We start from the raw sequence: 23,901 nt of genomic DNA, 5'->3' as shown, positions 1-23,901 counted from the left end.
AAATCAGATGTGCAGCGCGCGACCATAAGCGGCGAGCACGGATTCATGCATCGCCTCGCTGATCGTCGGATGCGGAAACACCGTCTGCATCAATTCGGCCTCGGTGGTTTCGAGCGTCTTGCCGACGACAAAGCCCTGGACCATCTCGGTCACTTCGGCGCCGACCATGTGCGCACCAAGCAGTTCGCCGGTCTTCGCGTCGAACACCGTCTTCACAAAGCCTTCGGGTTCGCCCAGCGCGATCGCCTTGCCGTTGCCGATGAACGGGAATGTCCCGGCGCGCACGGTATAGCCCGCTTCTTTCGCCTTGGCCTCGGTCAGGCCGACGCTGGCAATCTGCGGGTGGCAATACGTACAGCCGGGGATATTCCGGCGATCGAGCGGGTGCGGATGAACCTCTTTGTTGCCAAGCTCGGCGGCGATCGCTTCGGCCACGGTCACGCCCTCATGGCTCGCCTTGTGCGCCAGCCAGGGGCCCGGAGTCACATCGCCCAGAGCCCACACGCCCTTGGCCGAAGTCCGACCATAAGGGTCGATCGCGATGATCCCGCGCTCGGTCGTGATCCCGACCGTTTCCAGCCCGATATTTTCGGTATTGGCAACAACGCCGACCGCGACGATGACATGGCTGAAGCTGTCTTCGACGATCTTGCCGCCGCGCCCCTTGATCTTTGCCTTGATGCCGGTGGCGCCGACCTCGATCGATTCCACACCGGTTCCGGTCAGGATCGTCATGCCCTGCTTGACCAGCGCCTTTTCCAGGAACGCGGAAACATCGGCATCTTCGACCGGGACCACGCGATCCATCATTTCGACGACCGTGACCTTCGATCCCATGTCGTTATAGAAACTGGCAAATTCGATACCGATTGCGCCCGATCCGATGACCAGCAGCTTGCTCGGCAGCTCCTTGGGCGTCATCGCGTGGCGATAGGTCCACACGCGGTTGCCGTCTGCCTTGGCAAAGGGCAGATCGCGGGCACGGGCGCCGGTGGCCACGATGATATGCTTTGCGCTGAGCAGCTCGGCGCCTTTTTCGCCGACGACTTCGAGCTGCCCTGTGCCTTTCAGCGTGCCGGTGCCCATGTGCACGGCGATCTTGTTCTTTTTCATCAGGTGGGTGACGCCCTGATTGAGCTGTTTGGCCACCCCGCGCGAACGCGCCACCACGGCGCCAAGATCGGCGCGCACATTGTCGGCCGCCAGCCCATAGGCCTTGGCATGGTTCATCTGATGAAAGACTTCGGCCGAGCGCAACAGCGCCTTGGTCGGGATGCAGCCCCAGTTGAGACAGATTCCGCCCAGGTTTTCGCGCTCGACGATCGCGGTCTTGAGCCCGAGCTGGGCGCAGCGGATCGCCGCCACATAGCCGCCGGGGCCCGATCCCAGCACGATCACGTCATAGGTTTCAGCCACGCTCTGCTCCTTGATTGGTGTCCGGCCGGATTTGCGGGAGGGGGGGGACCGACCTGGGGCGGCGATCTTCATCGATCGCCACGAATATGAAGCGCGCCTGGGTCACGCGCTCGCGCTCGTCACCAGTGCGCGCACGGCGCCATGATTCAACATCGATCACCATAGAGGTGCGGCCGACCGAGATCAGCGTGGCATAGACCGAAACTTCGTCGCCGATGTGCACCGGGTGATGAAATTTCATGCCTTCCACCGCGATCGTCGCGGCGCGACCATGGCAATGACGCGCGGCGATGATCCCCGCCCCCATGTCCATCTGCGCCATCAGCCATCCGCCAAAGATGTCGCCGGCCGGGTTGGCGTCGGCAGGCATGGCCGTGATGCGGATCGCCGGTTCGCCGATCGGATAGACGGGCTCGGCAGAATCGCTCATGCGACAAGCGCCAGCGGATTTTCGACCAGCGTCTTGAACGCCTGCATCAAGGCGGCGCCGTCCGCGCCGTCGATGGCGCGATGGTCAAAGCTGCCGGTGGCGGACATGACCGTGGCAATGGCCAGCGCGCCGTCGACCACAAAGGGTCGCTGTTCGCCCGCACCGATGGCCAGGATCATCCCTTGCGGCGGGTTGATCACCGCTTCGAACTGCTTGATGCCAAACATGCCCAGATTCGACAGGCTGGCCGTTCCGCCCTGATATTCGTGCGGCTGCAGCTTGCCATCGCGCGCCTTGCCCGCCAGCGTCTTCATTTCGCTGGCGATGGCCGAGACCGACTTGGCGCCGGCATCGACAATGATCGGCGTAATCAGGCCCGAAGGCGCGGCGACCGCCACCGAGATGTCGGCGCGCTTGAAACTGCGCAATTCGTCACCGGCAAAGCTGACATTGCACTTGGGCACTTGCACCAGCGCCTTGGCCAGCGCCTTGATCAACAAGTCATTGACCGACAGCTTGATCCCCTGCCCTTCGAGAGCTGCATTGAGCTGCGCGCGCAATTTGAGCAGCGCGTCGAGGCGGACATCGACAGTCAGATAGATATGCGGGATCGTCTGCTTCGCCTCGGTCAGGCGGCGCGCGATCGTCTTGCGCACATTGTTGAGCTTTGCCGCTTCGAAGGGAATGCCGAAATCGGGCACGGCGGCAGGCGCCGAGGAGGCCGTGGCCGGCGCGGGCGCAACCGCTGCTGCCGGAGCGACCGCAGACACCGCAACCGGCGCAGGCACGCGATCGAGATCGGCACGCACGATACGGCCATTGGGGCCGCTGCCCTTCACGGCGGCAAGGTCGATCCCCTTGGCAGCCGCGATCCGCTTGGCCAGCGGGCTGGCGACAATGCGGTTGCCCTTGGCAATGCCAGGTGCCGGGACAGGCGCCGGAGCTGGAGCTGCAGGCGCCGCAACGACGGGTGCTGCGACGACGGGGGCGGCAACCGGCGCAACCGGAGCCGGAGCAGCGCCAGCGTCTTCGTCTTCGCCGGCCAGCGTTGCGATGACCGTACCGACTTTGACGCCTTCGGTCCCTTCCGGGACATTGATCGCCACGATCACACCATCATCGATGGCTTCGAATTCCATCGTCGCCTTGTCGGTCTCGATCTCGGCGAGAATGTCGCCCGATTTGACCGTATCGCCGGCCTTCACCAGCCAACGGGCAAGCGTACCTTCTTCCATGGTCGGCGAAAGCGCGGGCATCTTGATGGCAATCGGCATGGCAAGCTTTCCGTTCTGGTGTAAAATTTGCCAGTTTGGCGTTGATATGTTTGAAATATTACCAATAAGGTTAAATTGGCACCATTTCGGGTTCGCCGCTATTTCACCATCGCCACGCCATTGGTCAAGTGCCCAAGCGTTCCCGTCGCATACGAATTATGGCATGAGCCGATAAGCGGATGCGAATGGTCCAGGCTTGTGAAATCCGGGCCCCATGAAGCAAAGAGCAGATGGAGCGATGAGGATGACGCAACAGGACGGGCAAGCGCAAGCGGGAAACGACCCGACGCGAAGGGTCTATCTCGTCATCGTCGACGAGACTCCCGAAGCCGCCCGCGCGCTGCGCTTTGCCGCGCGGCGCGCAGGCCGCACGGGGGCTGCGATCCATCTGCTCGTGATCGTGCCACGGGGCGATTTCGTCGCATTCGGCTCGATTCAGGCGACTATCGAGGAAGAAGCCCGCGACCGAGCGGAAATGCTCGCCGGAATCGCCGCCGGCAGCCTCGCCAGTGAATCCGGGCTGACGCCGACGATCGTCGTGCGGACAGGCGACGGCCCCGAAGTCGTGCGCGCCTATCTGCGCGATCATCCCGAAGTATCGGCGCTGGTGATCGGCGCAGCCGGCGGCCCCTCGCCCGGCCCGCTTGCCACGCATTTCGCCGCACAGGCAGGCACTTTGCCTTGCGTGTTGATGATCGTGCCGGGCGGCGCGGACGAAGCCCGGATCGATGCGGTCAGCTAGGGTGCAAACTCAGCGCTTGCGGCCCTGATGGCGGATGTTGGCGGGGCGTCCGCGTTTGCCCGCGAAATGGTTGCCGCCGCGCCTTCCTTCGCCGGTCCGCGCCAGATGCGCGCCGCGTCGTTCGATCGCGCTGGCCCCGGCATGGAGATCGACCGGCTCGAATTTCAGCGCACCGGTCAAAGGGTTTGCTTCGGCAAGGCGCAGTTTCAGGATCATGCCGATGGCAAAGACTTCGCCTGACTCCTCGCCGATCAGGCGCTGCGCCTTTTCGTCATAGCCGAACCGTTCGGCCCCCAGCGTCGAAACCGGGCACAGGCCATCGCCGCCCAGCCCGATGATCGTCGCAAACAGGCCGAATTTCTGCACGCCGGTAATCCGCGTATCGAACACTTCGCCCACGCGCACCGACAGCCACGCCGCGACATAGCGGTCGATCGTCTCGCGCTCGGCCTCCATTGCGCGGCGTTCGGCGGCGCTGATCACTTCGCTGATCCGGGCAAGGTCGGCACGATCGCGGTCGGCCAGGCCGCTCGCCGCGGGCACGTCCGCTTCGGCAGGCGGGCGCGGCTGTTCGAGCAGATAGCCGTCGACCAGCGCGCGATGGACGAGAAGATCCGAATAACGCCGGATCGGCGAAGTGAAATGCGCATAGCTGCCCAGCGCGAGCCCGAAATGCCCGGCATTGCGCGGGCCGTAATACGCCTGGGTCTGGCTGCGCAACACCGCTTCCATGACCAGCGCCTTTTCGGCTTCGTCGCTGACGTCTTTCAACATGCGGTTGAACAGGCCGGGCGTGATCACTTGCCCGAGCGCCAGCTTGCGCCCGAACGTCGAGAGGTAATCCTTGAGCGCGATCAGCTTTTCGCGGCTCGGCGGCTCGTGAATGCGATAGACCACGGGCGCGACTTTGGCTTCGAGCGCCTTGGCCGCCGCGACATTGGCCGCGATCATGAAATCTTCGACCACGCGATGCGCATCGAGCCGTTCGCGCAGCGCGATTTCGGCAATCCGCCCCGCTTCGTCGAGCACGACGCGGCGCTCGGGCAATTCGAGCTCGAGCGGATCGCGTGCCTTGCGCGCCTGTTCGAGCAAGCGCCAGGCGCCCCACAGATGTTCGAGATGCGGCGCCGCGGTGCCGCCGTCGATGCGCGCCTGTGCTTCTTCATAGGCGATCACTTCGGCAATGCGCACCCGCGCCCGTGTAAAGCGAAACGCGGTAATCCGGCCATGCGCATCGATCGTCAGATGACAGGCCATCGCCGCGCGCGGTGCACCGGCCTTGAGCGAGCAGACATCCGCGCTGAGCACTTCGGGCAGCATCGGCACGACGCGATCGGGGAAATAGACCGAATTGCCGCGCCGCCGCGCTTCGCGATCGATCGCGCCGCCGGGGCGTACATAAAAGCTGACGTCGGCAATCGCGACGACCGCTTGATAGCCGCCCTGTCCGTCGGGCTCGGCCCAGATCGCATCGTCATGATCGCGCGCGTCAGTCGGGTCGATCGCGACGATGGGCAAATGCGTGAGGTCTTCGCGCGCGTCTTCCGACAGCGGCAGGCGCGCGGCGCGCTGCGCTTCGTCCAGCGTTTCCTGGCCAAAGACAAACGGAATGCCGTGTTTGTGAATGGCGATCAGGCTGAACGCGCGCGGCGCCAGCGGATCGCCGAGCACGGCGGTCACCTTGACCCCGGCGCGCGACGATCGTCCGGCAGGCTCGGCGAGCACGAGCTGCCCGACCTCTGCCCCGCCCAGATCGGAAATCGGCACCGAATGGCGCACGCGTTTGTCGACCGGCGCAAGCCAGCCTTTGCCGGTGCCGTCGAATTCGACCACACCCAGCACCTGATCGTCCATCGCGGGCAGCTTCTTCATCGGATGGGCCACCCAGCCCGCGTCGGTTTCCTCGGTGCGCGCCAAAACGCGGTCTCCGGGGCGCAGGGCGGCCCCGTCCTTCGTCGCGCTGCGCCCGCCTTTGCCCCGCGTTTCGATCACGCGCAGACGCGGCGCGGGCGAGGCATCGTCGGGCTGCCAGGCATCGGGCACGGCGACCGGATCCCCGTCATCGATTTCGATCACGCGCAGCACGGTCACGCGCGGCACGCCGCCCATGCGATGAAACGCGGTGCGATTGCCGTCGATCAGCCCTTCTTCGGCCATGTCCTTGAGCAAGGCCTTGAGCGCGATCTTTTCCGTGCCCTTCAGCCCAAAGGCGCGCGCGATTTCGCGCTTTCCGGCAGGCTCGTCGCTTGTCGCGATGAAATCGAGCACCTGCTGGCGTGTGGGCATGCCCTGGGGCGGTTTTTCGGTATATCGGTGGACCATTGTCCCGGCCATGCGCGCCTTGTTGTCCGTTTGCAACCAGATGGATCAATTGGCAGATGGATCAATTGGCAGATGGATCAATTGGAGCCTGCCGGTGCCATCGGAACGGGAAAATTCGGCGAACTTACCTCATCCTGACGGATTTTTCCACCATACGGGGGCATCGACGACCTGCGACAGGGCGCGTTCGGCCGATTTCAGCAGCTTGCGCCGCGCCGCACCTTGCCTTTCGAGCACATCGTCGAAGCGCGCGGCCAAGCGCGCCGCCGTGATCGGATCAAGGTCGGCAAAGAGCCGGTCACGCCCGGCCACTGCGACAGCCATATCGTTGAGCAAGCCCAGACTGTCCTGAAGCTTTGCCAGTCCTTTGACAAATCCCCCGCGCGCGGTGCCGCGAAAGAGCGGCGCAAAAAAGTCGGCAGCATAGCGCAGCTTTTTCACGCAGATCCGCAATCGGTGGCGCTCGGCGTCTGCCATGTCGATCACGCCCTCTCCCCCATCTGGCCCTCCCGCCTTTTGCAAGCGCCGCCGCCGTCGGGAAAGCGCCCGGGCAGCAAAGGGCGCCAGCGGCAGGCTGCCGCCGGTTTCCGCCTTCTGCGCCAGCCATCTGCCGCCCTCGATCCAGGCCGCAAACCGAAACAGCAGGCGTTGAAACGGTTCCGCCGCCAGCATGGCTTTGGCCGCTTGCGTTGCCGCATCGCGACGGGTGGCGAGATGCGCCAGCAATGCCGCGCCATCCGCCTCTTCGGCCCGAACCAGCGCTTCGATCCGGCCCAACATGACATGCAGATCCCGGGCAGGGGCAAGTCCCGCCGCGACCGCCTTTATTTCGGCATGCAGCACGTCTGCATCGCCATCATCCACCACATCGCCAAACAGGCTGAACGCAGCGCACAGGCGGCGCACAGCAACGCGCGACTGGTGCACCGCTTCGGGATCGCCCGAGGCGATGACGATCGGGTAATTGGCGAGCAGTTGGTCGAGACAGTTCCAAGCGATGGCCTGAAAACCGCAAGCCGCGTCCATGCTTCGCCGCAATCCCACAGGCCGGGCCAGGATCGCGGCCGGCGGCGCCCCGAAAGCAAGCCCCTGACACCGGTTGCTCTTGCTGGCCAGCGACCACGCAAGCTCAGGCCCCAGCGGCAATTCGAGCACGAGATCGATGACATCGGCAAACCGGCCTTCCATCAGCTCCAATTCGATTTCGCCCACCGCTTCGCGGCAATCACCGGCCTCAATCGTGCCCTCATCGAAGGCGATCTCGATGAGCGAGCCGCCAAACCGGACCCGGCGCGTGGTGCGCGCAATTCGGGTCAAGCCGATGGGCTCCAGCCTGTTGCCCTTGAGCATCTGCACGAGCGTTGCTCTGGGGCGGGCCGGAAACGCCCCAAGGTCGGGGCAATCGCCACCAACCGGCGCATTCCACTCTACCCGGTGAACAGCGGATTCACCGGGCGAGGCCAGTTTCAGGGTTTGCTGGCGCCCCTTGCCGCCGACACGGATGCGCAGTGCTGCGTCACGGCGACGGAGGCGCCGGTCGGCGGTATCGAAATACGTGGTGATGATCGTGCCGGTCGCATCGGCCCCGGCCAGTTTTGGATGCCCGCGAAGATGCTCCAGCATGGATGGCGAGGCAGCGAGCTTGATCTCGGTTTCGATCGGATTGCCCATGATGCCCCTTCTGCGTCAATTGCTAATTCCCGAATCCGCCGCCCGGCAGCGCCGAGGCGATCGGGCTGGCGCTGCCGTCGGCGCCAATCGCGCTGACGCCAAAGAACCAGTCGTCGGCACGCACGCCGTCGAGCAGCGCGCTGCTGGCGGTCGTCGTCACCACTTTGTCCTCCCACGCGGGGGCGTCGGTGCGGCGTTTCCAGATGGCATAGCTGACCGCGCCGGGAACGGGCTTCCAACCGATCGTGGTAAACGTCTTGACCGCGCCGTTGATGTCGGCGGCGGGCGGCATCGGCGCCGCCGCCAGCACGGTCAACGCGCGGACATTGAGCCGGGTTACCCGCGCGAGATAGGCAAAGTCCATGCGGTCGGGCGTATCGCCATAGGTATGGCCGCCCTCGACGCGCGGATCCTGGTGCTGCGCTTCGTAGTTTTCGACCGCGACCGTCAGGCGCACGGCCGGATAGCCCCCCTCTTCAAACGGAAGATGATCGCCGCCGCGCCCCATCCGGTCGGCCCGCCAGATCTGGCGCACGGCAAGTCCGGGTTCGGCCAATCCGGCAAGGAAGCGCGACAGATTGCGCGACGGACTGTCGTTTTCCCCGCCGTAAAGTCTTTGCGCATGGTTCAGCGCGGCATCGGCATTGGCGCGCGGTCCTTCGGAAAAGACGCGGACATGGCTATCGTCGACCGACCCGTCAGACCCGCGCGAATTGCCGACGATGTCGTTGTTGAGCACCGCCTTGACGGTCCAATGCTGCGCGCGGGCATAGTCGGCGAGCAGTTTTCCGCCAAGCAGCCCCTGTTCTTCGCCGGACAGCACCGCATAGACGATCGTGCCGGGGAAATGGCTGTGGCACAGCACGCGTGCGGATTCGAGCACGAGCGCCGTGCCCGAAGCATCGTCATTTGCGCCCGGCGCATCGCCGACCGGGTCCATCACATCGCTGCGCATCGAATCGATATGGCCCTGAACGATGACCACTTCGTCGGGGCGCTCGGTGCCGCGCTGGATCGCCACGACATCGATCAGGCGCGTCGACTGGGGCACGCGCCTGCCGGTGACCATGGTCTCGGGCTTGACCACTTCGACCGCATTGCCGCACGCGGCGCGAAATTCCGCCTCTGCCCAGGCCCGCGCCGCGCCGATCCCGCGCCGGGGATCGGTCTGCGACGACAGCGTGTGGCGCGTGCCAAAGGCGGCGAGCCGTTCGACGCGCGCCTTGAGCCGCGCCTCGGACACGTCGTCGGCAGGCGCGGCCAAAGCCATGGGGGCCAAGGCGGGTGTGGCCAACAGGACAGCGGCGAAAAGGGTATATCTCATCGCGCCAGACTACCACCCTGCCCGATGCGGGCAAGCCGCCGTCGGCAGTCTGTCAATAAGACCGCGCGACCAGGATCGTTTCGACCGCAGGCAACCCCGTGAACACGCAAGTCCCGCCGGGCGCGGGCGCATGGAGCGGGGTGTTGCGGATGGTGAGCTTCAACGCCTTGAGCTGTTCGACAACCGCATCGAGCGCGGCGCCGGTCGGACGCGACCAACCGAGTTCGACCCAGCCCGGCATGGCCTTGTCTTCGGCGAAATAGGCCGACAGTCCGGCCAGATCGCTGATGCCGCGTTCGATCCGCGCATCGCGCCAGGCGCTCGCCTCTTTGTGCAACGCCTCGCCATAAGCCTCGATTTCGGCAGCGGCGGTGGCCAGGAACTGATCCTGCGGCATGGCGGCGAAATCGACTTTGCCGTCTTCGCGCCACAGCCGGTCGCGGCGAAGCACCGAAACCTGCCCGTTTTCGGCATCGCGACCGCCGATTTCCAGCACCAGCGGCACGCCTTTCTTGACCCAGGCCCAGCGCTTGGCCGTCGCCTTGCCCGGACGCTTGTCGAGCAGGACGCGCACGCGCTCGCCATAGACGGTCTGCGCCGAGAGCGCAGAGCGCAAGGCTTCACAATAGGCGAGCAGCGCGTCATCGCCGTCGTTGTCGCGCAGCATCGGCAGGATCACGATCTGGTGCGGCGCGACTTGCGGCGGCGTGCGCAACCCGTCGTCATCGCCATGGGTCATGATCACCCCGCCGATCAGACGCGTCGATACGCCCCAACTGGTGGTGTGGCACAGCACCTGCTGGCCCTCCCTGTCCTGATAGCGGATGCCCGCCGCCTGCGCGAACGTGGTGCCGAGGTAATGCGACGTGCCGGCCTGAAGCGCCTTGCCGTCCTGCATCATCGCCTCGATCGAGAATGTCTCGACCGCGCCGGGGAAACGTTCGTTTTCGGGCTTGGGTCCGGCGACCACCGGCATCGCCAGCACGTCTTCGGCAAAGCTGCGGTACATTTCGAGCGCGCGCAGCGTCTCGGTCATCGCGTCGGCTTCGTCGCCATGGGCCGTATGCCCTTCCTGCCACAGAAATTCGCTCGTGCGCAGGAACATCCGCGTGCGCATTTCCCAACGCACGACATTGGCCCACTGGTTGGTCAGCATCGGCAGGTCGCGCCACGATTGAATCCAGCGCGCCATCGCCGCGCCGATCACCGTTTCCGACGTCGGCCGGACGACCAGCGGCTCTTCCAGCTTTGCCTCGGGATCGGGGATCAGCCCGCCTTCGCCATCGGAAATCAGGCGATGGTGCGTGACCACGGCCATTTCCTTGGCAAAGCCTTCGACATGCTCGGCCTCGCGGGCGAAAAACGACAGCGGGATGAACAACGGGAAATAGCAATTGTCGACGCCCGCGGCCTTGATCCGCTCGTCCATCAACTTTTGAATGCGTTCCCAGATGCCATAGCCCCAGGGCTTGATCACCATGCAGCCGCGCACGCCGGATTCCTCGGCAAGCTCGGCTTCGGCGATCACCGCCTGATACCACTGGGCAAAGTCTTCGGCCCGCTTGACGGGCAGCGCGTGCTTGATCTTGGTGCTGGTCATTCGCCCCGGTTAGGGGCCTGCACAGATTCGGGCAACACCCAGCACCATGCCGGATGTCGCCGTTTTTCCTACTTCACCAGTTTGTCGAGCTTCTTTTGCATTTCCTCGACCTGCTGACGCAGCGTCGAAAGCTCTTCGTGATCGCCGGTTGACGCTTTTTCCGCAGCCCCCGCAGCAGCACCCGGCACAAAGGCGGACGCAGCGGCCTTGAAGATTTCCATGTTGCGCTGGGCGAGCTGGGCCAGAGGATTGGCGCCGATGCTGTCCTCGATCGCCTTGCGCAGCTTTACCTGATTTTCGCGGAAATGTTCCATCGAGGCTTCGAGATAGCCCGGCAGCAGCGCCTGCATCGAATTGCCGTACATCGAGATAAGCTGACGCAGGAAATTCGTGGGCAGCATCTGGGTGCCGCCAGCCTCTTCGTCCATGATGATCTGGGTGAGGATGGTGTGCGTCAAATCGGCGCCGGTTTTTGCATCAATCACTTTAAAATCAACGTTTTCCTTGACCATCTGGGCAAGGTGGTCGAGCGTGATGTAGCTGCTCGTGCGCGTGTTGTACAAACGCCGGTTGGCGTATTTCTTGATGATGACCGTCTCGCCGTCTTTCGCCGTATTCGCCATCGTGTAACGCCCCGCTTCCAGATAAGGTGTCGAACACTAGCAGCCGCAGCATGTGCATTGCAACAAAAGCCGCGTTACCCTCAATGCTGTCAGGTAAATCTTGCGAAACGCCGGTGCAAGAGGGTCAGCAGTTCATATTGCGAAAGTCCGCTCTGCGCCGCCGCCTGCGGCAAGTCGTAATCGACTGCCAGCCAGTCGCCTTCGCGCACGTCCGGCGCCGCAGAAAGGTCGATTACCGTAAGGTCCATCGATACCCGGCCAGTCACCGGCAGGCGCACGCCGTCGCGACAGAGCGCGCCCCGGTTTGACCAGCATCGCAGATAACCGTCGGCATATCCGAGCGCGACAACGCCCAACCGCATCGCGCGCGGCGCAACAAATGTGGCGTTATACCCCACCCGATCGCCCGCCGCGACGTCGCGAACCTGAATCACCGCCGCCTCGGGCGTAGCGACTCGGCGCACCACGCCGGCGAGTTCCTTTCGCGCGATACCGCCGTAGAGCGCGATCCCCGGACGCGTCAGGTCGGCATGATAGGCGCTGCCAAGGGCGATCCCGGCGCTGTTGGCAAGGCTGTAGCGCCGCGCGCGGACCATGCCTTTTGCCGATTCGAACCGGGCGAGTTGTTCGGCATTTTGCGCGACATCTTCGTCCGCGCTGGCGAGGTGGCTGATGCACAGATCGACATCGAGCCGCGCCAGCACGGGATCGGACAAGTCGGCCATGGCCAGACCGAGCCGGTTGATCCCGGTATCGACCATGATGTGGCACGCCCCGCCGCCGCCATCGAGCCAGCGCGCCGCTTGTGCCAGCGAATTGAGCACCGGACGAACACCCGTGGCCCGCGCAAAAGCGACATCGGCATGATCGAGCGGCCCATGCAGCACCGCGACCTGCTCTGGCGCGACATGCGCGATGACATCGGGCACTTCGCGCCAGTGCGCGACAAACCAGTCGCGGCACCCGGCCCCGGCCAGAACCGGCACGACTTGCGCCGCACCCAGACCATAGGCATCGGCCTTGACCGCCGCACCTGCGCGCGCCGCCCCGCTCAATCGATCGAGCGCCAGCCAATTGGCGGCCAGTGCAGCCGCATCGAGACGCAGGCGCAGGGGCGAAGGCGGCAGGATGGGTGGCGAAGGCGGCAAGACGGGCGGTGATGAAGGCAGCATTGTTACCTGATTGCAGTTGGGCACACGGCGGATACGCGCGATAGGCACAACCGCGCGATTGCGCCAGCGCCTGTTGGCGCGCGATCAGTCGGCAAGCGCATCAAGCGCCGCATCCCAGGCCAGCACGATCGCCCCATGGCGCGCCGGATAGGCGCGCGCCGGGGCGATCACGTCGAGCCCCGGCCAATCCGGCAAGTCCCCCCCGCCCGTCAGCCAGTCGCCCAAAGCCGCGCGCGCGGCGGCAATCGCGGCCCGGTTCTGCCCGGTTGCGGCGCTCGCAAAGGCATGCGCGGCGGCCTGACCAATGGCGCACGCGTGCGCACGGATACCGATCGCGACAATGCGCCCCCCGCCATCAAGCGCAAGGCCCATGGCCAGCACGCTGCCGCAAGTGCGCGACCGCGCCTGCCCCTTGAACGCCAGCGTCTCATCCCATGGCCAGGCGGCAAGCCCCGTCGCGGCGGCGAGGACATCCGGGGTGTAAAGCGTCACCGCGCGCGGCGCGTTCATTCGGCCGCGTCCGCCGCCGGGTGACGGCGATGCGCATGACGGGGCGGCGTATGGGTGGGGCGGCTCTCGGCCTCGGTCGACGTTTCGTCGGCCCCGGTTGCGGCGTCGAGCGCGGCATCCTCGCCGCGGGTCCGCACCGATTTGACCGCTTCGCTTCGCCGTTCGGCGACCATCGACAGCAATTCGTCGCTGGCGGCATTGAGAAAGGGATAAGTCCGCGCGTCCCTGATCCAGGCCGGTCGTCCCTTCGCGCCCCAGACCACGTCATAGGCAAAGACCAGCAGCGAAAAGGCCAGGACCATGATGACAAAGCCCTTGATCGCCCCAAAGCCAAAGCCGAGCACGCGATCGATCGGCCCGAGCATCGAGCCGCGACTGGCGCTGCCAAGGTGTCGGGCGACCAGCTTCGTTCCGAAATAAGGCACTGCCAGCAGGATGCCAAAGGCCAGAACCCCGGCCCCGGTTTCACTGCCCACTTCGGCGGTCAAGGCCCCGGTCAGCGCGGCATGGCCATAATGGACCGCCAAAAGCGCCAAGCACCATGCCGCCAGCGCCAACACTTCCTCGACAAAGCCGCGAAAGAATCCGGCGATCGCGGCCAGGCCGACGACGAGGAACACGACATAGTCAAAGCCGCTCATGGGGCCGACCTAAGCTGCGCCCACGATGCGGTCAACGAGATTTGGCAACAGCGTCAGCGGGGTGTGCCGCGCGCCGCCTTCGACGTCGATTCCGCCCGGCCCAAAGGTCTGGCCAAAGCCGAGCTTGGCCGCTTCGCGCAGGCGGATTCCGGCATGGGCAACCGGGCGCACTTCGCCCGCCAGCGAAACTTCGCCGAACCAGACCGCATCGGCAGCCAGCGACCGGTCCGCCAACGCCGAAACGAGCGCAGCGGCAACCGCAAGGTCGGCGGCCGGATCGGTCAGGCGATAGCCGCCCGCGACATTGAGATAGACTTCGGCAGAGGAGAAATTGAGCCCGCAGCGCGCTTCGAGCACGGCGAGCAGCATCGCCAGCCGCCCGCTGTCCCACCCGACCACGGCGCGGCGCGGGGTTGCCCCGCTGGCCAGACGAACGGTCAGCGCCTGAATCTCGACGAGCACCGGGCGAGTGCCTTCGAGCGCAGGAAAGACCGCGCTGCCGGGCACCGGATCGGATCGGCCCGACAGGAACAGCAACGAAGGGTTGCCCACTTCCTCCAGCCCCGCCCCGGCCATGGCAAAGACACCGATCTCGTCAACCGCGCCAAACCGGTTCTTGAGCGCGCGCAAGATGCGGTATTGATGGCTGCGTTCGCCTTCAAAGCTCATCACCACGTCGACCATGTGTTCGAGCACGCGCGGCCCGGCGATCGTGCCATCCTTGGTGACATGCCCGACCAGGACCACCGCCGCGCCGCTTTCCTTGGCATAGCGGATCAGTTCAAAGGCGCAGGCGCGCACCTGGCTGACCGTGCCGGGCGCGCCCTCGATCGTGTCGGAATGCATCGTCTGGATCGAATCGATCACCACCAGCGCGGGCGGCGGCATCGATGACAGCGTGGTCAGGATGTCGCGCACCGATGTCGCCGAAGCGAGCAACAGCGGCGCCGTGCCCAGCCCCAGCCGCCCCGCGCGCAGCCGCACCTGATCCGAAGCTTCCTCGCCGCTGATATAGACCGCGCTGGCGCCGCTCGCCGCGATGCGCGCCGCCGCCTGAAGCAGCAGGGTCGATTTGCCGATCCCCGGATCGCCGCCCATCAGCACCGCCGAGCCCGCAACCAGCCCGCCGCCCAGCGCCCTGTCGAATTCGGCCAGCCCGGTCTGCCGCCGCGGCGGCAGTTCGACCGGATGATCGAGCGGGACGAAATTGACCCTGCGCCCGCCGCCCGAAAGATCATGCCGCGCGGAAAACACGGTTTCCGGCGCCTCTTCGGCAAGCGTGTTCCATTCCGAACAATCGGGGCACTGCCCCTGCCAGCGAGTGGTGACGCTGCCACAGGCCTGGCAGACATAGCGACGTTTTGGTTTGGCCATGCCCCCGCCTACCCTGAACATTTGGGGAACACAAGTGCCGAACGGGATGACCCAGACACCCGGTCGAATGGCGCGCCGCACGCGCCGAGGGAGCGCAGGCAACACCCTTGTTGGACCAACGCCACACCTTGCGGCCAAGTGCCGAACGGCGCGGCCGAATTCGATTTGCAGCGAATCGGCAATTCGCCATTTTCCGCAACAAGACCGCCAGTTTTGTCCAGCCTAATTGATCTTGATCAAATCACCGCCGCAGCACCCGTGCGCATTTTCCGCAGTAAGAGCCATGACGGCATGGAAAATATACGCCAAGCCAACTGCAGGCCAATATTTTACAAAACCTTGTAAACATCCTTATATAACACTATAAAATCCAATCATGATTGTAACATTTGCGTCATAAAATGAATGTGTATTGTAAAACTCGCATGAAAATATTCCAACCTTCCCGGTTGACATCTACAGTCGATCATTAAGGTCATGACCCCCACATAAATTCTCATAATGCCTTGTATGGCCGAGAACTCACCGGCATACCTTGACCCAGGGAAAAGCGGCACTTGATTGACCGCCAACCCATCAGCTCGGAGGCGGCACCGGGGGCACAGCCAATTTGATGGTTGCAGTTTTTGCACGCGCAAGCATCTGCATACCGTTCCAGGCATGATTTCGGCGATCGCCGTTCCGAACGGCAAAAAACCCAGGGGGGTTCTATGAAAACCAGTATCCAGATGCTGAAAGTCGGGCTTTTTGCAGGCTCTGCGCTATTTGCGCTAAGCGGCACCGCCCATGCAGAGGCGCCGGCGGCGACCGCCGCGACGGCGCCGTCGGGCGAAATCATCGTGACCGCCAACCGCCGCGATCAGTCGCTGCAGGACGTGCCGATGACGCTCCAGGCGCTCAGCGCGGACTCGCTGAGCAAGCTCAACGTGTCCACTTTCAACGACTTGTTGAAATACACCCCCAACGTGACGTTCGGAAACAACGGCCCAGGCCAGGGCGTGATCTTCATGCGCGGTCTTTCGGCCGGGATGGGTGCCACGCAGTCGGCCGCGACGATTTCGCCGTTCCCCAACGTCGCGCTCTATCTCGACGACCAGTCGATGCAGTTTCCGGGCCATAACGCCGACGTCTATGTCGCCGACATCGAGCGCGTCGAAGTGCTCGAAGGCCCTCAGGGCACGCTGTTCGGCGGCGGCGCCGAAGCCGGTGCGGTGCGCTACATCACGGCCAAGCCCAAGCTCGACAAGTTCGAAGGCAAGATGGAGGGCAGCTTTGGCGGGACCGCAGGCGGCGCCGCCAACGCCTCGTTCAACGCGATGATCAACATTCCGATCATCCAGGACAAGCTGGCCGTGCGCGCCGTATTTTATGACGATCACCATGGTGGGTATATCAACAACGTCTATTCGACGTTTACCCGCATGGATACCGACCTTGGCAACAGCTATCTGGGCAACGGCGGCAAGACCCTTCCGACCTCGCAGCAGTCGAACAACGGGCAGTACAACAATGCCAACATGGTCCAGAAGAACGCCAACCCGCTGGATTATGTCGGTGGCCGGCTTGAATTGGCATGGGCCGTTGCGCCCGACTGGGACGTGCTGCTGACCGAATCCTATCAGACCCAGAATGCACGCGGCTCGTTTGCAACCCAGTCCTACAGCTATGATTATCAGCCGATCCCGGCTATGTCGTCGACCCTGTTTGAACCCAACTACAACGATGACAAATACTGGAACACCGCCTGGACCGTGAACGGTAAAGTCGGTGACTTCAAAGTGGTCTATACCGGCTCGTACATGTCGCGCCACATTCAGTCGCAGGGTGACTACACCAACTACGCCCGTGCGTCATACGGCACGTTCTACCAGTGCACCGGTGGCAGCACGTACTGGGGTAAGGGTCAGACCGCCTATTGCTATGCGCCGAACGCCTACTGGACCGATCAGGTCAAGACGACGCACCAAAGCCACGAATTCCGCGTGACCTCGCCGGAAGGCAAGCGCCTGCGGGCCATTGTCGGCGCTTATTACGAAAAGTTCCGGGTGTCCGACGACAACGACTGGGCTTACCGCACGATCCCGGGCTGTACCGCTGCAACGCTTAACACCGCATGCGTCGGTTCGGTTTCGCCCATTCCCGGCTCGACCATGAACATCCCCGGTCAGCGCAATCCCGCAGTGGCTTTCGGTGAAGACACGCAGCGCGGCTATGAGCAGGTTGCCTTCTTCGGTTCGGCCGACTTCGACATCCTGCCGACGCTGACCCTGACCGGCGGCACCCGCTATTTCGATTACACCGAGTTCGAAACCGGTTCACAATACGGTTCGTTCACGACCGCCTGCTATCAGGCATTGACTTGCGATGAAGGCATCAACATCAACGCCGCCAACGGCGGAGCCGGCGACCACGTGAAATACACCGGCTTCAAGAGCCGCGGCGTGCTGTCGTGGAAGCCGCAGCCGCACACAATGCTCTATGGCCTGTTCAGCCAGGGTTTCCGTCCCGGCGGTTTCAATCGCGGGACCGGCGAGGTCGCCAAAGCCGTCGATGGCTCGGGGCCCCAGCTCAACAAACCCAATGGCTACACGCCTGACTCGCTGACCAATTGGGAAATCGGGTTCAAGACCGATCTGTTCGATCACAAAGTGCAGTTCAACATGTCGGCCTATTACATGATCTGGAAGGACGCCCAGCTCCTGTATTTCAACCCGGCCGCCGGTTTCGGCAACACCGCCTTTGCTACGAACGGGCCGAGCTATCACATCAAGGGCGTCGAGGCACAGGTCGTCGCACGTCCGATTAGCGGCCTGTCGATCCAGGGTTCGGCCACGTACAACGACTCCAAGCAGTCGAATTCGCCGTGCTTCGTCTCGAACATCGCCGCCTCGACCAGCTACGGCCAGTGCATCACTTCGGTCCTCAGCGGCGGCGTGGCGAAAACGGTCGCCAGCCCGTTCGGCACTGTCGGCAGCGCCACACCGTTCAGCCCGCACGTGCAGGCCAATGCGCGCGCCCGCTATGAATTTGCCGGCAAGGCCGACATGAACTGGTTCGTTGCGGGCGGGGTTACCTACACCAGTTCGATGTACAACGAACCCTCAAGCTACCCGTCGGGCGCGGTTGCCGATGGCATCTCGTCGTTTGCCGGACCAAACGGCACGGTCATCCCGGGCAGCACATTGCTGCGCTACAAGATGTCCGGTTATGCGTTGCTGGATGCCTCGTTCGGGTTCAGCCGCGAAAACTGGACTTTTACCGTGTTCGGTGAAAACCTGACCAACAGCCATGCCAGCACCAACACCTCTTCAGCCGAATTCATCAAGACCGAAATTCCGGTGCGCCCGCTGGTCTATGGCGTGAAAGTCAGCACGAAGTTCTGATGTGAATACCCGATCCCGACACCGCGACGGCGGTGTCCGGACGGAAAGGGGCGGCGCTTTCGGGCGCCGCCCTTTTTTGAGCGCATTGACCATCCCAACGATGGCTTTGACAATGGCCCGCCGATTGCCGAGAGAAGCGCGCATCATGGCTTCGCAACAGACCCGCCCCGCCCCCCCGACGATGTCCCCGCTCGAAGCCGAAGTCATTCGGCTGCGCGCCCTGCAGGCGCAAGGAAACCATCAGGCCGCACTCGACAGCGTCGGCGCACTGCTGGCCAGCCATCCCGAAAACCGTGACTTGCTGCTGATCGCGGCGATCACGCTGCGCCATTTGCAACGCACCGATGAAGCGCTCGCCACGCTTGACCGCCTCGCCGCGCTGCAACCCCAATACAGCCAGATGTGGCAGGAACGCGGCCTGTGCCATGTTGCCCGCCGCGACGCCCCGCAGGCGATTGCCGCGTTGCAGACCGCCGTCGCCATCAATGCCGCGCTGCCGATGGCCTGGAGGATGCTCGACGGGCTGTGGCAGATGTCCGGCGACACCGTCAATGCCGCCAATGCGGCGAGCCATGGCGTCCATCTCGCCAGCCTGCCGCCACCGGTCCTGCGTGCGAAGATGCTGTTTGGCGATGGCGAAATCGAACCGGCTGAAATGATGGTGCGCGATTTCCTGCTGACGTACGGCGATCATCCCGAGGCGATGCGCCTGCTCGCGCAGATCGGCCACTTGCGCGGCGTCTATGACGATGCCGAATTGCTGTTCGGCGGCGCGCTGGGCATGGTCCCCGATCATCACGACATGCGCGACGAATATGTCGCGACGCTGATCGCGCGCCACAAATTTGCGCTTGCCCGCGAAACGCTTGCCCCCCTGCTCGCGCTCGATCCCGGCCATCATGGTTATCGCACCCATGCCGCGACGATCGCGGTGGGGCTTGGCGAGCATGACGAAGCGATCGCGCTCTATCGCGGCATGTTGGCCGAAACCCCCGCCGAGCACGACAGGGAAGGCCTGCGCCGCGCCGATCTCGCCATGTGGCTGGGGCACGCACTCAAGACAGTGGGCGAATTGCCCGAGGCGATCGCCGCCTATCGCGCCGCGACCGAGGTCCGCCCCGCATTCGGCGATGCCTGGTGGAGCCTTGCCAATCTCAAGACCTATCGCTTTTCCGACGCGGAAATCGCCACGATCGAACGCGCCGAAGCCGATCCGGCAACCGCGCCGCACGATCGCGTCCACCTTGCTTTTGCGCTCGGCAAGGCGCTGGAGGATCGCGGCGATTACGAAGGGTCATGGGCGGCCTATGCCCGCGGCAATGCCGCCCGCCGCGCCGACAGCACGTATAGCCCCGAAATTTTCGAGACCAACACCCGCGAACAGAAACGCGTGTGTACCCCGGCCTTTTTCGAGGCCCGCGCCGGTTGGGGCGATCCGGCGCCCGATCCGATTTTCGTGCTCGGCCTGCCGCGTGCGGGATCGACTCTGCTCGAACAGATCCTGGCGTCGCACAGCCAGGTCGAAGGCACCCAGGAACTGCCCGACATCCAGTATATCGTGCACGGCTTGCAGGGGCGCGAAATGGATTTCGAAAATCCGCGTTATCCCGGCAATCTGCCCGAACTCGATGCCGACACCGTACGCCGGTTCGGCGCGCAATACCTGGCCGACACGCGCGCCTATCGCGGGCTGGGCCGGGCCTTCTTCATCGACAAAATGCCCAACAATTTCCGGCATATCGGCCTGATTCACCTGATCTTGCCCAATGCCACGATCATCGATGCGCGGCGCAATCCGATGGATTGCTGCTTTTCGAACCTGAAACAGCTGTTCGCGCAAGGACAGGAATTCACCTATTCGATCGAAGACATCGCGCGCTATTACCGCACCTATCTCGAGCTGATGCGGCATTGGGATGCAGTTCTGCCCGGGCGCGTGCTGCGCCTGATCAACGAAGACCTGATCGACGATCCCGAAGGACAGATCCGTCGCCTGCTCGATCATTGCGGGCTGCCGTTCGAGGACTCCTGCCTCAATTTTCACCAGACCCGGCGCAGCGTGCGCACGCCAAGCTCCGAACAAGTGCGCCGCCCGATCAGCCGCGCCGGTGTCGACCAGTGGAAGCCTTATGCCCCCTGGCTCGGCGAATTGACCGAAGCGCTGGGTGACGCGCTGGATACCTGGCGCGACTGACCGCTCGCACAGCAAGCCGGGCCGCGAAGCGAATCGCACGACGAGCGGCGCGTCCTGCCCGCGTGCGAGGCCCCGCTTTATGACCCCGCTTTATAGCGATGTATTTTTGCAACATTCCACGACTGTCGCCACCCGACAAGCGAAATCCAAACGACGCGACAGCCTTGTCCATCGTGCAGACGCATCCACAATAACCGCCTAACCATATGAAATACCGCACTATTGCATAAGCGGACGAGCCGTTCCAAAGACCATCCCCGGCACATCGCAATATGACAGTGATGCGTCAACAATCGGTCGGACTGCTTCGGCCTGTCACAATCACACAGCATAGCCCCGCCAGGAACCGGCCCGATCAAACGGGACGGCCGCGCGATCAGTCTTGGCTGGGGGCACCGCCAAACGATCCCGACTTCGCACCTGCGGCGAAGACGTGATCGCGGCAAAGACCTCCCCACTGGTCGATTTGAGAACCATGCCCAGGGGGGTTGTGTATGACGACCGAAATTCGCTCGCTGAAATCTGCCTTGTTCGCCGGCTGCGCCATGTTTGCACTGGCCGGCACCGCCCATGCCGAAACCGCTCCTGCCACGCCTGCGGCCAGCGACGCCGCCGTCCTGCCGGGCGAAATCGTCGTGACCGCGCAGCGCCGCAATGAATCGATCCAGAACGTGCCGATGACGCTTCAGGCGCTGAGCGGCGACGCGCTCAGCAAGCTCAACGTCACGACTTTCAGCGATCTTCTGAAATATACCCCGAACGTCACGTTCGGCAGCAACGGCCCGGGCCAGGGCGCTATCTTCATGCGCGGGCTCTCGGCCGGTTTTGCCGGCAACCAGTCGTCGGGCACGATTGCGCCGTTCCCCAACGTTGCGCTCTACCTTGATGATCAGTCGATGCAGTTCCCTGCACGCAACGCCGACATCTACATGGCCGACATGGAGCGCGTCGAAGTGCTCGAAGGGCCGCAGGGCACCTTGTTCGGCGGCGGCGCCCAGGCCGGCGCAGTGCGCTACATCACCAACAAGCCAAACCTGGAAAAGTATCAGGGCAAGATCGAGGGCAGCTTTGGCGGCACCGCCGGCGGCGCGCCCAACGCAGCCTTCAACGCCACGATCAACGTGCCCTTGGTCAGCGATACGCTGGCGATCCGCGCGACGGTCTATGACGACCATCACGGCGGCTATATCGACAACGTCTATTCGAATTTCACCCGTCAGGCCAGCGATCCGGGCAGCGTGAGCTATGGTTTCATCCCGACCGCCACAAATCAGGCGAACGCCGGACAGTACAACAACGCGTCACAGGTCAAGAAAAACTACAACCCTGTCGATTATCTTGGCGGTCGCGTCTCGCTCAAGTGGCAGGTAACACCCGACTGGGATCTTTTGGTCAGCGAAAGCTATCAGCAGGTCAATGCCGAAGGAACGTTTGCTTCTCTTCCGACCGGGTCCGATTTCCAGAAACTGGGCGCGCTGCAAACCACGACTTTTTCGCCCTCGTGGAACGATGACACGTATTGGAACACCGCATGGACGGTGAACGGCAAGATCGGCGACTGGAAACTGGTCTATACCGGCGCCTACATGACGCGCCACATCAATGAGCAGCAGGACTACACCAACTATTCGCGCACTGGCGGCGGCATGTACTATCAGTGCACCGGCAGCGCCACCGGGTTCGGCAGCGGATCGACCTATTGCTATTCGCCCGTTGCCAACTGGAACGACCAGATCCGTAACACGCATCACAGCGAAGAATTGCGCGTGTCGAGCCCGGAAGACAAGCGCATTCGCGTGATTGCCGGCGCCTATTGGGAACAGTTCCGGATCAGCGACGTGATGCGTTTCAACTATGAAACCATTCCCGGCTGCACCAGTTCTGTGACCACCGCCTGCGTCGGTCAGGTGCAGACTTATCCAGGTGCAACCGCCAACCAGCCTGGCCTCGAACCGGCGGGTACGGCTTTCGGTGAAGACACGCAGCGCGGTTACCGCCAGTTTGCCTTTTTCGGCTCGGTCGATGTCGACATTCTGCCGAACCTGACTCTTACCGGCGGTACGCGCTATTACAATTACAAGGAATACGAGCGCGGCTCGCAATACCAGACCGGCACCCAGTGCTGGCAGGTCCAGGTCTGCCCGCTTTCAGGTGTTCCGGCGACCGACATTGCCAGCGGCAATGTCAATATCGACGCGCTGGGCGACAATGTCACCTACCACGGATTCAAGAGCAAGGCCGAGCTGGTCTGGAAGCCGCAGCGCGGCGAGATGTTCTATGCCGTGTTCAGCCAGGGTTTCCGCCCCGGCGGCTTCAACCGCGCGCCCAAGAGCGTGTTGTCGGCCTCGCCCTATGGTTCGGCGAACGATGGGGCGGCTGGCAACTGGCAATTCCTGCGCCCGGTCAGCTATGCGCCCGACTCGCTTACCAACTGGGAAATCGGCAGCAAGACCGACTTGTTCGACCACGCGCTGACGCTGAACCTGTCGGCCTATTACATGGTCTGGCAGAACGTGCAGCTGGCGTTTTTCAACCCGCCGGCGGGCCTTGGCAACACCACGTTCTTCACCAACGGTCCCAATTATCACATCAAGGGCGTCGAAGCGCAGTTCGTCGCACGTCCGACGTCGCAGTTCAACGTTCAGGGGTCGGCGACGTATAACGACAGCAAGCAGGTCAATTCGCCGTGCTTCGTGTCGAACATCTCGTCTTCGCCGACGTATGGTCAGTGCATCACTTATTTTTATGCCAAGAATGCAACCACGTCGACCCCGGAACCACTGCTGTTCGGGGCACCGGGCGGCACCACGCCATTCAGCCCGCATTTCCAGGGCAACATCCGTGGCCGTTATGAATGGCAGGGCGCGGCCAATCTCAATTGGTTCGCCACTGCGGGCGTGACCTATACCGGCGGGATGAACAACGTTCCGGCCAACTATCCGACCGGCGAAACACTGAACCCGCCTTATGCCAACAAGGGCCCCAACGGCGTACTGGTCCCGGGCACGACCACGCTGCTCTATCGCCAGCCGGGCTATGCGCTCGTCGATGCGTCGATCGGCTTCAGCAAGGACACCTGGACGATCACGTTCTATGGTGAAAACCTGACCAACACCCACGCCTCGACGTTCACCACTTCCGGCCAGTTCATCAAGGCCGAAGTCCCAGTGCGTCCCCTGGTTTATGGCATGAAGATCGGCACCTCGTTCTAAGGTGCTTGCCGGA

16 protein-coding genes are annotated in these 23,901 nt (G+C 63.5%); 4 read left to right on the top strand and 12 right to left on the bottom strand.

Annotated elements, in window-relative coordinates; genetic code table 11:
- Positions 1-3: 3 nt before the first annotated feature.
- Genes lpdA through AQZ50_RS08850 form a run of 3 tightly spaced genes read right to left on the bottom strand, consistent with a single transcriptional unit; the run spans position 4 to position 3,120 of the window.
- Positions 4-1,416 carry a dihydrolipoyl dehydrogenase gene (gene lpdA, locus AQZ50_RS08860; protein ID WP_067745623.1) on the bottom strand — a complete coding sequence of 471 codons (1,413 nt, stop codon included), beginning with the start codon at positions 1,414-1,416 and terminating at the stop codon, positions 4-6.
- Positions 1,409-1,846 (bottom strand): acyl-CoA thioesterase, encoded by a 438-nt coding sequence (locus AQZ50_RS08855; protein ID WP_067745621.1) that lies wholly within the window; start codon positions 1,844-1,846, stop codon positions 1,409-1,411. The genes lpdA and AQZ50_RS08855 overlap by 8 nt, the downstream gene beginning before the upstream one ends.
- Entirely contained in the window at positions 1,843-3,120 is a 1,278-nt protein-coding gene (locus AQZ50_RS08850; protein ID WP_067745619.1) for a pyruvate dehydrogenase complex dihydrolipoamide acetyltransferase, read from the bottom strand. Before AQZ50_RS08850 ends, AQZ50_RS08855 begins: the two co-directional genes overlap by 4 nt.
- A gap of 244 nt (positions 3,121-3,364) precedes the next feature.
- Here AQZ50_RS08850 and AQZ50_RS08845 point away from each other — a divergent pair, with 244 nt between their 5' ends.
- Positions 3,365-3,862 (top strand): universal stress protein, encoded by a 498-nt coding sequence (locus tag AQZ50_RS08845; protein ID WP_067745617.1) that lies wholly within the window; start codon positions 3,365-3,367, stop codon positions 3,860-3,862.
- A gap of 9 nt (positions 3,863-3,871) precedes the next feature.
- On the opposite strand, the gene AQZ50_RS08840 is transcribed toward AQZ50_RS08845, so the two are convergent.
- The 9 genes from AQZ50_RS08840 to radA all read right to left on the bottom strand — a co-directional run bounded on the left by AQZ50_RS08840 (position 3,872) and on the right by radA (position 15,099).
- Positions 3,872-6,148: a ribonuclease R family protein gene (locus AQZ50_RS08840; RefSeq protein WP_197412424.1), complete on the bottom strand. Its 2,277-nt coding sequence runs from the start codon at positions 6,146-6,148 to the stop codon at positions 3,872-3,874.
- Positions 6,149-6,313: 165 nt separating this feature from the next.
- Positions 6,314-7,855 carry a CYTH and CHAD domain-containing protein gene (locus tag AQZ50_RS08835; RefSeq protein WP_067745616.1) on the bottom strand — a complete coding sequence of 514 codons (1,542 nt, stop codon included), beginning with the start codon at positions 7,853-7,855 and terminating at the stop codon, positions 6,314-6,316.
- A gap of 22 nt (positions 7,856-7,877) precedes the next feature.
- On the bottom strand, positions 7,878-9,179 hold the full coding sequence (locus AQZ50_RS08830; protein WP_067745614.1) for a M28 family peptidase: 1,302 nt from the start codon (positions 9,177-9,179) through the stop codon (positions 7,878-7,880).
- A 52-nt stretch (positions 9,180-9,231) separates the two neighbouring features.
- The gene (locus AQZ50_RS08825) at positions 9,232-10,779 is read right to left on the bottom strand and encodes an aminoacyl--tRNA ligase-related protein (RefSeq protein ID WP_067745611.1); all 1,548 of its coding nucleotides are present in this window, start codon (positions 10,777-10,779) and stop codon (positions 9,232-9,234) included.
- 68 nt (positions 10,780-10,847) lie between these two features.
- A complete protein-coding gene (gene phaR, locus AQZ50_RS08820; protein ID WP_067745609.1) occupies positions 10,848-11,402 on the bottom strand; it encodes a polyhydroxyalkanoate synthesis repressor PhaR in 555 nt (184 codons plus the stop codon).
- Between the two features lie 89 nt (positions 11,403-11,491).
- Positions 11,492-12,574, bottom strand: coding sequence for an alanine racemase (locus AQZ50_RS08815; RefSeq protein WP_067745895.1), 1,083 nt, complete (start codon positions 12,572-12,574; stop codon positions 11,492-11,494).
- Positions 12,575-12,658: 84 nt separating this feature from the next.
- Positions 12,659-13,084, bottom strand: coding sequence for an iron-sulfur cluster assembly scaffold protein (locus AQZ50_RS08810; RefSeq protein ID WP_067745606.1), 426 nt, complete (start codon positions 13,082-13,084; stop codon positions 12,659-12,661).
- The gene (locus AQZ50_RS08805; RefSeq protein ID WP_082703521.1) at positions 13,081-13,725 is read right to left on the bottom strand and encodes a CvpA family protein; all 645 of its coding nucleotides are present in this window, start codon (positions 13,723-13,725) and stop codon (positions 13,081-13,083) included. The genes AQZ50_RS08810 and AQZ50_RS08805 overlap by 4 nt, the downstream gene beginning before the upstream one ends.
- 9 nt (positions 13,726-13,734) lie before the next feature.
- Positions 13,735-15,099, bottom strand: a complete 1,365-nt coding sequence (gene radA / locus AQZ50_RS08800) for a DNA repair protein RadA (protein ID WP_067745603.1) — start codon at positions 15,097-15,099, stop codon at positions 13,735-13,737.
- 710 nt (positions 15,100-15,809) lie between these two features.
- On the opposite strand from radA, the gene AQZ50_RS08795 reads away from it, so the two are divergent.
- The 3 genes from AQZ50_RS08795 (at position 15,810) to AQZ50_RS08785 (ending at position 23,888) form a co-directional block, all read left to right on the top strand.
- Entirely contained in the window at positions 15,810-18,482 is a 2,673-nt protein-coding gene (locus tag AQZ50_RS08795; RefSeq protein WP_067745600.1) for a TonB-dependent receptor, read from the top strand.
- Between the two features lie 145 nt (positions 18,483-18,627).
- The gene (locus AQZ50_RS08790; RefSeq protein ID WP_067745597.1) at positions 18,628-20,676 is read left to right on the top strand and encodes a tetratricopeptide repeat-containing sulfotransferase family protein; all 2,049 of its coding nucleotides are present in this window, start codon (positions 18,628-18,630) and stop codon (positions 20,674-20,676) included.
- A 494-nt stretch (positions 20,677-21,170) separates the two neighbouring features.
- Entirely contained in the window at positions 21,171-23,888 is a 2,718-nt protein-coding gene (locus AQZ50_RS08785; RefSeq protein ID WP_067745594.1) for a TonB-dependent receptor, read from the top strand.
- The last annotated feature ends 13 nt before the right edge of the window (positions 23,889-23,901 follow it).

Source organism: Novosphingobium sp. Fuku2-ISO-50, assembly GCF_001519055.1.
Classification (GTDB): domain Bacteria; phylum Pseudomonadota; class Alphaproteobacteria; order Sphingomonadales; family Sphingomonadaceae; genus Novosphingobium.
The sequence above is the reverse complement of the archived record's forward strand: the minus strand, read 5'-3'. Positions and strand labels throughout refer to the sequence as shown.

Excerpts from the sequence above, each read along its gene's own strand:
- AQZ50_RS08805 (WP_082703521.1), bottom strand. The coding sequence starts at position 13,725 with ATGAGCGGCTTTGACTATGTCGTGTTCCTCGTCGTCGGCCTGGCCGCG.
- AQZ50_RS08855 (WP_067745621.1), bottom strand. The coding sequence starts at position 1,846 with ATGAGCGATTCTGCCGAGCCCGTCTATCCGATCGGCGAACCGGCGATC.
- AQZ50_RS08830 (WP_067745614.1), bottom strand. The coding sequence starts at position 9,179 with ATGAGATATACCCTTTTCGCCGCTGTCCTGTTGGCCACACCCGCCTTG.
- AQZ50_RS08790 (WP_067745597.1), top strand. The coding sequence starts at position 18,628 with ATGGCTTCGCAACAGACCCGCCCCGCCCCCCCGACGATGTCCCCGCTC.
- AQZ50_RS08825 (WP_067745611.1), bottom strand. The coding sequence starts at position 10,779 with ATGACCAGCACCAAGATCAAGCACGCGCTGCCCGTCAAGCGGGCCGAA.
- AQZ50_RS08835 (WP_067745616.1), bottom strand. The coding sequence starts at position 7,855 with ATGGGCAATCCGATCGAAACCGAGATCAAGCTCGCTGCCTCGCCATCC.
- AQZ50_RS08850 (WP_067745619.1), bottom strand. The coding sequence starts at position 3,120 with ATGCCGATTGCCATCAAGATGCCCGCGCTTTCGCCGACCATGGAAGAA.
- AQZ50_RS08810 (WP_067745606.1), bottom strand. The coding sequence starts at position 13,084 with ATGAACGCGCCGCGCGCGGTGACGCTTTACACCCCGGATGTCCTCGCC.
- phaR (WP_067745609.1), bottom strand. The coding sequence starts at position 11,402 with ATGGCGAATACGGCGAAAGACGGCGAGACGGTCATCATCAAGAAATAC.
- AQZ50_RS08815 (WP_067745895.1), bottom strand. The coding sequence starts at position 12,574 with ATGCTGCCTTCATCACCGCCCGTCTTGCCGCCTTCGCCACCCATCCTG.
- radA (WP_067745603.1), bottom strand. The coding sequence starts at position 15,099 with ATGGCCAAACCAAAACGTCGCTATGTCTGCCAGGCCTGTGGCAGCGTC.
- AQZ50_RS08845 (WP_067745617.1), top strand. The coding sequence starts at position 3,365 with ATGACGCAACAGGACGGGCAAGCGCAAGCGGGAAACGACCCGACGCGA.
- AQZ50_RS08840 (WP_197412424.1), bottom strand. The coding sequence starts at position 6,148 with ATGCCCACACGCCAGCAGGTGCTCGATTTCATCGCGACAAGCGACGAG.
- AQZ50_RS08795 (WP_067745600.1), top strand. The coding sequence starts at position 15,810 with ATGAAAACCAGTATCCAGATGCTGAAAGTCGGGCTTTTTGCAGGCTCT.
- AQZ50_RS08785 (WP_067745594.1), top strand. The coding sequence starts at position 21,171 with ATGACGACCGAAATTCGCTCGCTGAAATCTGCCTTGTTCGCCGGCTGC.